11 protein-coding genes are annotated in these 11,400 nt (G+C 69.8%); 4 read left to right on the top strand and 7 right to left on the bottom strand.

The window, feature by feature from the left end:
* Together MET9862_RS26105 and MET9862_RS26100 are read right to left on the bottom strand one after the other, a co-directional pair.
* Positions 1-978 (bottom strand): methionine ABC transporter ATP-binding protein (locus MET9862_RS26105; protein WP_438616658.1); only part of this gene is annotated, 978 nt, incomplete at its 3' end.
* On the bottom strand, positions 978-1,778 hold the full coding sequence (locus MET9862_RS26100) for a MetQ/NlpA family ABC transporter substrate-binding protein (RefSeq protein WP_142585881.1): 801 nt from the start codon (positions 1,776-1,778) through the stop codon (positions 978-980). The genes MET9862_RS26105 and MET9862_RS26100, both read right to left, overlap by 1 nt.
* 626 nt (positions 1,779-2,404) lie before the next feature.
* Between MET9862_RS26100 and MET9862_RS26095 the strand changes: the two genes are divergently transcribed.
* From MET9862_RS26095 to MET9862_RS26080, 4 genes are all read left to right on the top strand, one after another.
* On the top strand, positions 2,405-3,436 hold the full coding sequence (locus MET9862_RS26095) for an ABC transporter substrate-binding protein (protein WP_142585880.1): 1,032 nt from the start codon (positions 2,405-2,407) through the stop codon (positions 3,434-3,436).
* A gap of 13 nt (positions 3,437-3,449) precedes the next feature.
* Positions 3,450-4,355 carry an ABC transporter ATP-binding protein gene (locus MET9862_RS26090; protein WP_185157012.1) on the top strand — a complete coding sequence of 302 codons (906 nt, stop codon included), beginning with the start codon at positions 3,450-3,452 and terminating at the stop codon, positions 4,353-4,355.
* On the top strand, positions 4,352-5,224 hold the full coding sequence (locus MET9862_RS26085) for an ABC transporter permease (RefSeq protein WP_142585878.1): 873 nt from the start codon (positions 4,352-4,354) through the stop codon (positions 5,222-5,224). Before MET9862_RS26090 ends, MET9862_RS26085 begins: the two co-directional genes overlap by 4 nt.
* Before the next feature lie 91 nt (positions 5,225-5,315).
* Positions 5,316-6,662, top strand: a complete 1,347-nt coding sequence (locus tag MET9862_RS26080) for an LLM class flavin-dependent oxidoreductase (protein WP_142585877.1) — start codon at positions 5,316-5,318, stop codon at positions 6,660-6,662.
* A 461-nt stretch (positions 6,663-7,123) separates the two neighbouring features.
* On the opposite strand, the gene MET9862_RS26075 is transcribed toward MET9862_RS26080, so the two are convergent.
* From MET9862_RS26075 to coxB, 5 genes are all read right to left on the bottom strand, one after another.
* Positions 7,124-7,384 (bottom strand): hypothetical protein, encoded by a 261-nt coding sequence (locus tag MET9862_RS26075; RefSeq protein ID WP_142585876.1) that lies wholly within the window; start codon positions 7,382-7,384, stop codon positions 7,124-7,126.
* Positions 7,385-7,604: 220 nt separating this feature from the next.
* Complete coding sequence (locus tag MET9862_RS26070; protein ID WP_142585875.1) at positions 7,605-7,904, bottom strand: cytochrome C oxidase subunit IV family protein; 300 nt, start codon at positions 7,902-7,904, stop codon at positions 7,605-7,607.
* Complete coding sequence (locus tag MET9862_RS26065; protein ID WP_142585874.1) at positions 7,901-8,584, bottom strand: cytochrome c oxidase subunit 3; 684 nt, start codon at positions 8,582-8,584, stop codon at positions 7,901-7,903. The genes MET9862_RS26070 and MET9862_RS26065 overlap by 4 nt, the downstream gene beginning before the upstream one ends.
* Positions 8,581-10,278 (bottom strand): cytochrome c oxidase subunit I, encoded by a 1,698-nt coding sequence (gene ctaD / locus MET9862_RS26060; protein ID WP_142585873.1) that lies wholly within the window; start codon positions 10,276-10,278, stop codon positions 8,581-8,583. Before ctaD ends, MET9862_RS26065 begins: the two co-directional genes overlap by 4 nt.
* A gap of 58 nt (positions 10,279-10,336) precedes the next feature.
* On the bottom strand, positions 10,337-11,335 hold the full coding sequence (gene coxB, locus MET9862_RS26055; protein WP_142585872.1) for a cytochrome c oxidase subunit II: 999 nt from the start codon (positions 11,333-11,335) through the stop codon (positions 10,337-10,339).
* Positions 11,336-11,400 lie beyond the last annotated feature (65 nt).

Genomic DNA, 11,400 nt, shown 5'->3' with positions numbered 1-11,400 from the left:
GGCGGCGAGCGCCGAGAGGTCGGGCGCCGCCTGCCCGGCGAAGGCGAGTTGCAGCAGCGCCACCGCGCCCGGCCCCGGGCGGGGCAGCAGCCGCGCGGCCAGATCCTCCGGCAGGCCGCGAGTCAGCGGCTCGAGGAGGGCCCGGGTCGCGGGCGCGTCCGGGGCCCCGAACACGCGCCAGACCGGCCCGGTCTCGGCGATCCGGCCGGCTTCCAGCACCACCACGTCGCTGCAGATCTCGCGGATCACGCTCATCTCGTGCGTGATCAGGATGATGGTGATGCCGAGGCGCCGGTTGATGTCGCGCAGGAGCCGGAGGATCGAGAGGGTCGTCTCGGGGTCGAGGGCCGAGGTCGCCTCGTCGCAGAGCAGGATCTCCGGATCGCTGACGAGGGCCCGCGCGATGCCGACGCGCTGCTTCTGGCCGCCGGAGAGCCGGGCGGGATAGGCGTCCGCCCGCGCCTCCAGCCCGACGAGGCGGAGCACCTCGTCCACCCGGCGCGCGATCCGCCCCCGCTCGACGCCGGCGACCACGAGGGGCAGCGCCACGTTCTGCCGCACCGTCTTGGCCGAAAGGAGGTTGAAGTGCTGGAAGATCATGCCGATGCGGCGGCGCAGGGCCACGAGCCCGGCCGTGTCGAGGTCCGCGATCGGCGCGCCGTCGATCAGCACCCGGCCGGAGGTCGGCGCTTCGAGCCGGTTCACCGTGCGCAGCAGGCTCGACTTGCCCGCCCCCGAGCGCCCGATGATGCCGAAGATCGACCCGGCCGGGATGTCGAGGTCGACACGGTCGAGCGCCCGGATCTCGCCCGCCGCCGACCGGTAGGTCTTGGAGACGGCCTCGAAGCGCACGGTGCCGCCCCCCTGCGCCCCACGCGGGGCGACGGCCCGGGAGGCCGCCTCGGACGCGTCCCCGGCGATCCAGCGCAGCGGGTCGCGGAGGGTATCGAAGGCCAGGCCCGCCATCGGTTCCGTCATCAGTTCAGCCAAGCCAGCAGGTAGAGCTTGTCGCTGTTGGCGAAGGACTTGCGAATCTGCGCCTTCACCGCATCGGAGGCCTGGAAGATCTCCACGAACCGCCGGATCGTCGGATCGTCCTTGCGCGCGGCCTTGGTGACGAAGCTCACCGCGAACAGCTTGTCCTCGATGCCGGAATAGACGAGCCCGCTCGTCGGGTCGAAGGTGCCGGCCGCCACGATGAAGTGCGGGTAGCCCTGCGCCAGATCGACGTCGCCGGTGATGCGGGCGAGTTGCGGCCCCTCGACCTCGGTGAATTTCAGCTTCTTCCGGTTCTCGGCGATGTCGTCGAGGGTGCCGAGGAAGCCGACGCCGTCCTTCAGCCGGATCAGCCCGGCCTTCTGGAGCAGGAGCAGCCCGCGGCCCTGGTTGACCGGATCATTGGCAATGGCGACGCGACCGCCGACGGGAACGGCGTCCAGGCTCTTGTGCTTCAGCGAGTAGAGGCCGAGGTTCTGCAGGATCCCGAGGCCGACGACCTCGAAATCGTAGCCCTTCTGCTTCTCGGCATTCTCCATGAAGGGCTTGTGCTGGAAGAAGTTCACGTCGATGTCGCCGGCGTCCAGCGCGACGTTCGGCGTCGTCCAGTCGCTGAACTCGATGACCGTCACGTCGATGCCCTTGGCCTTGGCCTCCCCCACCACGGCGTTGACGGCATCCGCATAGGCGCCCGGCACGACGCCGACCCGGAGCGGCTCCGCCCGGGCGGCCAACGCGCCGAGCGTCAGGGCGATCACCGCGATCAATCTCAGAGCATGCATCGTGAGGGACTCTGTCGTCTGGCGGCTCGGCGGAGCCGGGTGAGGAGGACGGATCCGCGGCCGCAACCGCGACGGGCGGGAGCCGCGCCGGGCCGTCACGCCGGGCAGCCGGCCGAGCCTGTCGCGGATGCGCCTCGGGTCCGGCCCGCACCGGAGGCGGTCGCGCTCCCCGTGCGGCCCGAAGCTGAGCGTGCGAGGCAGACGCTACGCGATCGCGCCGCCGCCGGACATTCCAAAGACGTCCGCAGCTTGGAACGGACGATCTCCGCGGGCGCCGGAACAGGGGATCTTTCATCTCGCCCGCCTCGGATGCGCCGGATCGCGCGGCGCGGTCGGGGAGGGGAATCGGCCTGTCCGATAAAGAGAACAACACGCGATCCGGCAGGCCGTGGGCACGCATGTGGCACCGTCGGCATGGGCTCACAGAGAACTCGGACGCCTGCATCGATGGCAATCAGCGGGATGTTCTCTTTGCGACGCTGAAAAGAGAAAGACCCGCCCCGATCAGCCGTTCTTTAAAAAGAACATTCCGTTGACCGTATCGGGAAGTGCGGCCAGATTTCGTGCCGGTTTCAGAGCGCCTGCCGCGCCTGTCCCGATCAGCGACCGGCCCGACCGAGGATCCCATGACCCGCCAGCGACCCAGCCTGTTCCCGCGCCGGCGAGCCGCCCTGCTGGGCGGCCTCCTGGCCCTCGCGGCGGGGCTGGGCCCGGCTCAGGCTGCCGAGGGGCAGTTGCGCATCGCCAAGCAGTTCGGCGTCGTCTACCTGCTCCTCAACGTCGCCGAGGATCAGAAGCTGATCGAGAAGCACGGCAAGGCGGCGGGGCTCGACATCAAGGTCGAGTATCTGCAGCTCTCCGGCGGCTCGGCCGTCAACGACGCGCTGCTCTCCGGCAACATCGAGGTCGCGAGCGCCGGCGTCGGCCCGCTCTTCACCCTCTGGGACCGCACCCGCGGCCGCCAGAACGTCCGGGGCGTCGCCTCGCTCGGCAACTTTCCCTACTACCTCGTCAGCAACCGCCCCGCGGTGAAGACGATCGCCGACTTCACCGACAAGGACCGCATCGCGCTGCCGGCGGTCGGCGTCTCGGTTCAGGCCCGCATCCTGCAATGGGCCTCGGCCAAGCTCTGGGGCGACACGGAATTCGCCCGGCTCGATCGGATCAGCGTCGCCGTCCCGCACCCGGAGGCCACCGCGGCCATCGTCAAGGGCGGCACCGAGATCACCGGCCATTTCGCGAACCCGCCCTTCCAGGAGCAGGAGCTTGCCGAGAACCCGGACGCGCGCATCGTCCTGAAATCCTACGACGTGCAGGGCGGTCCCGCCTCCTCGACCGTGCTCTACGCCGCCGAGCGCTTCTACAAGGACAGCCCGAAGACCTATGCGGCCTTCGTGGACGCCCTCGACGAGGCGGCGAAGTTCATCACCGCCAACCCGGAGAAGGCCGCCGAGATCTACATCAAGGCGAACAACAGCCGCATCGACCGCGACCTGCTGCTGAAGGTGATCAAGAACCCCGAGGTCACCTTCAAGATCGAGCCGCAGAACACCCTCGGCCTCGGCCAGTTCATGCACCGGGTCGGGGCGATCAAGAACGAGCCCAAGGCGCTGGAGGAGTACTTCTTCGTCAATCCGCGCGTCGCGGCCGGCAGCTGAGCGGCGGATGTCGATGAGCCTGGTCGCCACACGCGAGCGCCTGGCCGTGGACCGGCGACCGGACGCGCCGCCCGCGCCCCAGGCGCGAGCCGACCGGACCGACCGGTCCGCCGCGCCGCCGGCCCCGGCCGGCCTGCCGGCGCCCCTGCTGCAGATCTCGGGCGTCAGCCTGGAATACCGCACGCGGGAGCGGGTGGTGCGCGCCACGCACCGGATCGATCTCGACGTCTACGCCGCCGACCGCTTCGTGCTGCTCGGGCCCTCGGGCTGCGGCAAGTCCACCCTGCTCAAGGCGGTCGCCGGCTTCCACCCACCGGTCGAGGGCGAGATCCGGCTCGGCGGCGAGACCGTGCGCGGCCCCGGGCCCGACCGCATCGTCGTCTTCCAGGAATTCGACCAGCTGCCGCCCTGGAAGACGGTGGCGCAGAACGTCGCCTTCCCGCTGCGGGCCGCCGGGCTCGCCGGACGGCGCGAGGCGGAGGCGCGGGCGCGCCACTACATCGACAAGGTCGGGCTCACCGCCTTCGCCGACAGCTACCCGCACCAGCTCTCCGGAGGCATGAAGCAGCGCGTGGCCATCGCCCGCGCCCTCGCCACCCAGCCGAAGGTGCTCCTGATGGACGAGCCCTTCGCGGCGCTCGACGCGCTGACCCGGCGCAAGATGCAGGAGGAGCTCCTCGCCCTCTGGGAGGAGGTGCGCTTCACCCTGCTCTTCGTCACCCACTCCATCGAGGAGGCCCTGGTGGTGGGCAACCGGGTGGCGCTGCTCTCGCCCCATCCCGGCCGCGTCCGCAGCGAGGTCAACAGCCACGCCTTCACCTTGAGCGACATCGGCAGCCGCGACTTCCAGGCCGCCGTCCAGCGCCTGCACGGACGCCTGTTCGAGGCCGGCCCCGAACCCGTCACGGCCGCGCGATGAACCAGCACGTCCTGCCCCCGATCCGCCCGGAATACGACCGGGTGCTCCCGCCCTTCGTGGAGGCGCCGGTCGAGCGGGCGCTGCCGCTCGCCGCGCGCCTCTGGCAGCAGGGATGGCTGCGCAAGGGCCTGATCCTCGCCGCCCTCGCCCTCGCCTGGGAGGCGGCGGCGCGCTGGCAGAACAACGATCTCCTGCTGCCGGGCTTCCTCGCGACCCTGTCGGCGCTCGGCGAGGGGCTCGCCAGCGGCGAGCTTCCGGAGCGGGTGCGGATCTCGCTGCAGGTGCTGGCCCAGGGCTACCTGATCGGCGTCGTGCTGGCCTTCGGCCTGACGACGCTCGCCATCTCGACGCAAGGCGGCCGCGACCTGCTCTCGACGCTGACGGCGATGTTCAACCCGCTGCCCGCGATCGCGCTGCTGCCGCTGGCGCTGCTCTGGTTCGGGCTCGGCTCGGCGAGCCTCGTCTTCGTGCTGGTCCATTCCGTGCTGTGGCCGCTCGCGCTCAACACCTATGCGGGCTTCCAGGGCGTGCCCGAGACCCTGCGCATGACCGGGCGGAACTACGGCCTCAGGGGCCTGCCTTACGTCTGGCAGATCCTGATCCCGGCGGCGCTGCCGGCGATCCTGTCCGGCCTGAAGATCGGCTGGGCCTTCGCCTGGCGCACCCTGATCGCGGCGGAGCTCGTCTTCGGCGCGGCTTCCGGCAGGGGCGGCCTCGGCTGGTACATCTTCCAGAACCGCAACGAGCTCTACACGGACCGCGTCTTCGCCGGCCTGCTCCTCGTGATCGCCATCGGCCTCGCCGTCGAGAACCTCGTCTTCGCGACCCTGGAGCGCCTGACCGTGCGGCGCTGGGGCATGGTCCGCTAGAGCATCGTCCGTGATCCCGGGAGCACGGACGATGCTCTCAAGGCTTACGCCGCCGCCTCGCCCCACGCCCTCAACCCTCAGACCACAGTTCATGACACAGAGCACCCTGCGCCTCGGCGCCTTCTTCTACGCGACGGGCCACCACATCGCGGGCTGGCGCCATCCGTCGAGCGAGGCCGATGGCGGCATCAACCTCGAACGCTATGTCGGCTGGGCGCAGAAGGCCGAGGCCGCGAAGTTCGATCTCGTCTTCCTCGAGGACGGCACCGGCATCCGCGATTCCAACCTGCGCTCCAGCGAGCGCACCGCCCGCTCGACGCATTTCGAGCCGGTGACGCTGCTCTCCGCGCTCGCCGCCGTCACGAGCCGGATCGGGCTGGTGGCCACCACCTCGACGAGCTTCAACGAGCCCTACAACGTCGCGCGCCGCTTCGCCTCGCTCGACCATCTCAGCGGCGGCCGGGCCGGGTGGAACCTCGTCACCTCGACCACCGATGCGGAAGCCGCCAATTTCGGCACCGGCGGGATCGCGCAGCACGCCGACCGCTACGCGCGCGCCGAGGAGTTCGTCGACGTCGTCCTCGGCCTCTGGAACACCTGGGACGACGACGCGGTGGTGATCGACCGGGAGAGCGGTCAGTTCTCGAAGCCGGACGGCTTCCGGCCGCTCAACCATCGCGGCACGCATTTCGAGGTCCGGGGGCCGCTCAACATCTCCCGCACGCCGCAAGGCCAGCCGGTGCTCGTCCAGGCCGGCTCCTCGGGGCCCGGCAAGGACCTCGCCGCCCGCACCGCCGAGATCGTCTTCACCGCCAACCAGACCCTCGACGAGGCCGTGGACTTCTATCGCGACCTGAAGGGGCGCATGGCCGGCTTCGGCCGCGCGCCCGACGACCTCAAGGTGATGCCCGGCCTCTTCCCCGTCGTCGGGCGCAGCGAAGCCGAGGCCCGGGCCAAGTTCGAGGCGCTCCAGGATCTGATCGACCCGGTGGTCGGGCTGGCGCTTCTCGAGCGCATGGTCGGCGGCTTCGATCTGTCGGGCTACGATCCCGACGGGCCGGTCCCGGACCTGCCGGAGGCCAACGGTGCCAAGTCGCGCCAGCGGCTGATGTTCGATCTCGCCCGGCGCGAGGGCCTGAGCCTGCGCCAGCTCTACCTGCGGATCGCGGGCGCGCGCGGCCATTCGCAGATCGTGGGCACCCCGGCCCAGATCGCGGACGAGATGGAGACGCGCTTCCGGGCCGGCGGCGCGGATGGGTTCAACATCATGCCGGCGACGCTGCCGGGCGGTCTCGACGACTTCATCGAACTCGTCCTGCCCGAATTGCGGCGACGGGGCCTGTTCCGGCAGGATTACGAGGGCCGGACGCTGCGCGGCCATCTCGGCTCGCGTCCGCCCGCGGGATTCGGTGCCGCGGCGCCGCGCCCGGCCGGCTAGAGCTTTCTTCGCCGAAGCGGATGCCGGTCCGGCGAAACAGATCGCGTCAGAACAAGGCCTTGGAGCCGATCCCGGTTGCAACGCGATCGGAATCGGCTCTGGAACCCCGTCTCTCGCGGAACCGGTCTGGCGGGAGGCCGGGATCCGGGTCCCGACGACGGACCCTGCATGGGATCGGCCGTCCGACACGACGCTGCGGCCCACGACGCGGAAAGGGCCGCCCGGTTGGACGGCCCCTCGCTGCGACCGGGGTTGGATCAGAGGTTCAGCAGCACATCGGCCGAACCGGCGACCGTCACGATCAGGCCCACGACGAAGGCACCGATCATGCCGTACGAGAACGCTTTCAACATCATGCGGTAGACTTGGACTCCTGTTCAGAGCAAGGCCCGCCATCCTTGGATCGCGGACACCGCTCTCTCCTCATCGCGTGTGGCGCAGTTTATGTCGCGGACGCTGCCTTAGCAGCGGTTGCCGCCCGCGGTCTGGCCGTACTGCTTGACCGGGAAGTTCTGCTGGTTGGCATTGCCCTCGGCCGCCGAGCTCATGGCACAGGTGGCGGGGTTGCGGCTCTCGGAGAAGCCGAGCCCAGGCAGGGCACCGGTGGTCTCGACGGCGTCAGGGCCGTAGCCGGTCCACTGAGAGTTGAAGGCCATGGCCGACGAGATCGGGGCGACGCCAAGGACCAGGGCGGTGACGACGGCAGCGATGCGGGTCTTCATGGTCTTTCGGTTCTCCTTCATCCGGGGGCCCGCCTATTCGGGTCCGCTCTCGTGTGATGATCTGAATATAGGCCCCCCCTTTGATCCGTGACGTGCCGCTGCGCACGCAACCAAACGGATGAAACAGGCGCGAAAATTCCGCGGTTGAGATGATTTGATAATAGTAATCAGGAGTTGTATTTCGCCACGCCCCTCCGGCAGCCTATCGGAGGGGCCGAGCTCAGCCGCCGGCGAGGCGACTCAGCACGTCGGCGAGCGTCAGGGTGAACAGGATCGCGGCCCAGAACAGGCCGCAGGCGGCGGCGAGGCGCACGAGGCCGCTCGCGCGCCGCAACTGCATGAAGACGAGGAGGACGAGCCCGGCCTTGGCCCCCGCGATCGCGAAGCCGGTCACGGTGTTGAGCGTCTTGAACGGCCAGTAGGCGGCCCAGGCGGAGAGCGCGAGCAGCGCCATCAGCGCGGCCCAGACGGGCAGGTTGCGGCGCCAGAGGGCGGCGGGAGTGTCGGGCCCGGCGCTCATCCGGCCCGTCCCGGCAGGTAGAGCATCGGGTACAGGAAGACCCAGACGAGATCGACGAGGTGCCAGTAGAGCGCCGTGACCTCCACCTGCGGATTCTCGGTGAGGACATCCGGATCGCGCCAGCCCTTGACGAGGAGCCGCGTCACCAGGCCGATGCCGATGCCGAGGTGGATCGCGTGCACCACCGTGACGAGCCAGTAGAAGCCGAAGAAGATCTGCGCCGGCGCCTGTCTCAGGGCGAAATGCGCGCCCGGCACGAGGTGCTTCTCGATGTCCTCGCGATACTCGAAGCCCTTCACCACGAGGAAGGCGAGGCCGAGCGCCGCGGTGGCGGCGAGACATCCGAGGGTGAGGCGCCGGAACAGGCCCTTCTCGGCTCCTTGCGCGGCCATCGCCATGGTCAGGCTGCTGGTGAGCAGGATCGCGGTGTTGAGCGTCCCGTAGACGATGTTCGTCGCGCGGCCCGCCGCGGCGAAGGCCTCCGGGTTGGCGATCCGGTAGGCGGTGTAGATCAGGAAGAGCGCCGCGAAGAACAGCACCTCGCTGGCGAGGAAGATCCAGATCCCGAAGGTGGCGCCGTCGCGCTGGCGCGCGAACGCCGCCGCGGGCCCGGTCTCCAGCTCGGACCATGGCTCGCGCAGATGCGCCGCGGCTCCAGCCTCCCCGGGCGCGCCGCTCATGTCAGGGATCCCTGCGCCGGGATGCGCGGCTGGTCGTGGATCGGGGCGACGCCCTCCGGATGGTAGCTGTAGGGGCCGCCCTGCACCCGCGGCGCCCCGAAGAAATTGTCCCGGGGCGGGGGCGAGGAGGTGCGCCATTCGAGCCCGCTCGCGTCCCAGGGGTTGTTCCGGGCGCGTTCGCCGAAGAGGAGCGACCAGGTCAGGTAGCCGAGCGGCATCAGGTAGGCGACCGCGAGCACCGCCGCGCCGGACGAGGAGAGCACGTTCCAGACCTGGAATTCCGGCGGATAGACGTGATAGCGCCGCGGCATGCCGAGATATCCGGCGATGAATTGCGGGAAGAAGGTCAGGTTGAAGCCGAAGAACATCAGGATCGCGGCGAACCGCGCCCAGGTCTCGGGGTACATGCGGCCGGTGATCTTCGGCCACCAGAAGTGCAGGCCGCCGAAATAGGCCGACACGGACGCGCCGACCATGATGTAGTGGAAATGCGCCACGACGAAGTAGGTGTCCTGCACGTGGACGTCGACGGGGATCGAGGCGAGGAACAGGCCGGTGAGGCCGCCCAGGGTGAACAGGCCGACGAAGCCCAGGGCGTAGAGCATCGGCGATTCGAAGCCGACCTGGCCGCGGTAGAGCGTGCCCGTCCAGTTGAACACCTTGATGGCGGACGGCACCGCCACGATGAAGGACAGGAACGAGAACACCAGCGCCGCGTAGGACGACATCCCCGAGGTGAACATGTGGTGGCCCCAGGTGAAGAAGCCGATCACCGCGATCGCCACCAGGGCGTAGACCATGAAGGTGTAGCCGAAGATCCGCCGCCGCGCGAAGCAGGTGATCAGCTCCGAGATGACGCCCATCGCCGGCAGGATCATGATGTAGACGGCCGGGTGCGAGTAGAACCAGAACAGGTGCTGGAACAGCACCGGGTCGCCGCCGCGGGCCGGGTCGAAGATCGGCAGGCCGAAGCTGCGCTCGGCGAAGACGAGCAGCAGCGTCACCGCCAGGACCGGCGTCGCCAGCACGAACATCAGGCTCGTCGTGTACATCGCCCAGACGAAGAGCGGCAGGCGGAACCAGGACAGGCCCGGCGCCCGCAGCATGTGGATCGTGGCGATGAAGTTCACCCCCGTGGCGATCGACGAGAAGCCGGTGGTGAAGACGCCGAGCACGGTGAGCGAGACCCAGCCGTTCGAGAACACGGTCGAGTAGGGCACGTAGAAGGTCCAGCCCGTATCGACCCCGCCCGCCAGCAGCGCCGCCACGGCGAGCAGGCCGCCCCCCACATTGAGGTACCAGCTCACGAGGTTGAGCTTCGGGAAGGCGACGTCGCGCGCCCCGATCATCAGCGGCAGCAGGAAGTTGCCCAAGGTGTTGGGGATCGACGGGATGAGGAAGAACCACACCATCACCACGCCGTGCAGCGTGAACAGCTTGTTGTAGGTGTCGGCCCGGACGATGTCGGCCTCGGGCGTGAACAGCTCGAGCCGCACCAGCGTGGCCGCGGCGCCGCCGAGGAAGAAGAACAGCGTGATCGTGACCGCGTAGAGGATCGCGATCCGCTTGTGGTCGGTGGTCAGGAGCCAGGACCCGACCCCGTGCCCGTCGGCGAGGTAGCTCGGGGGCAGGCCGAGATCGAGCTCGTCGCGGTCGGCGAGGCCGGTGGGGCTGGCAGCGACTGGGGCGCTCATGGGGAGCCTCCGGGAGGGTCGTCCCGCTGCGGGGAAGGGAGAGCGGCGATCGCGGCGCTCACGGCCGTACCGCGGGGCCGGCCGGGGCCGGCCTGTCCTGGACGGGGGCGCCCGGCACCATGGCCGGGCTGCGCTCCGGGGCCGAGCCGGGGACGTTCGAGCGCAGGTCGGGCAGGCCGGGCGTGCGCGCCACCGCGGGCGCGGAGCCGAGCCCGCGGAGATAGGCGGTCAGCGCCTGGATCTCGCCGTCCGAGAGCAGGCCCGCATAGCTCGGCATGATCGGCCGGTAGCCCGCCACCACGTCGCGGCCGGGCTGCAGGATCGAGTCGCGGATATAGGCGGCGTCCGCGGTGGCGATGCGCCCGCCCTCCAGGGGCACCGGCCGGCCCCAGATCCCGGCGAGGTCGGGCGCGTGCACCGTGGAGCCCGGCGCGTGGCAGCCGGCGCAGCCGCGCTCGGAGAACAGCCGCTCGCCCTGGTGGGCGAGGTCGTCGCCCTCGGGCTGGGCCGAGAGCCAGCGTGCATAGTCCTCGGGCTCCATCACGATGACGCGGCCGAGCATGCGCGCGTGGTCGGTGCCGCAATACTCGGTGCAGAGCAGGCCGTAGGTGCCGGTCTTGGTGGCCTGGAACCAGGTCTCGGTCAGCTGGTCGGGCAGCGCGTCGCGCTTCAGGCGGAAGGCCGGCACGTAGAAGGAATGGATCACGTCCTGCGAGGTCAGGATCAGCTTCACCGGCGCGTTCACCGGCACGTGCAGCTCGTTGATCTCGCGGGCGCCGTTGGAGGCCTGCGTCTTCCACATCCACTGCTTGGCGACGACGTGGATCTCGATGGCGTCGCGCGGGACCGAGTAGGCACCGATCTCGGCCGAGGCCGCCCACCAGAACACGAACAGGAACAGGAAGATCGTCGCCGCGGTCCAGCCGATCTCGAACTCGCGCGAGACGATGGCGGGCAGCGGGTGGCGGTCGGCCTTCGAGCCGCGCCGGTAGCGGATCGCGAAGACGAGGATCAGACCGACCACGGCGCTCGCCCAGGGCACGCCTCGGTCGATCAACGATTGCGAGCGCCTGAAGAACGACCTCGCCTACAATCAGTGCCTGTCGATGTTCGGGCCTGCCG

Origin of the sequence: Methylobacterium symbioticum (genome assembly GCF_902141845.1) — a bacterium.
Taxonomy (GTDB): domain Bacteria; phylum Pseudomonadota; class Alphaproteobacteria; order Rhizobiales; family Beijerinckiaceae; genus Methylobacterium; species Methylobacterium symbioticum.
The sequence above is the reverse complement of the archived record's forward strand: the minus strand, read 5'-3'. Positions and strand labels throughout refer to the sequence as shown.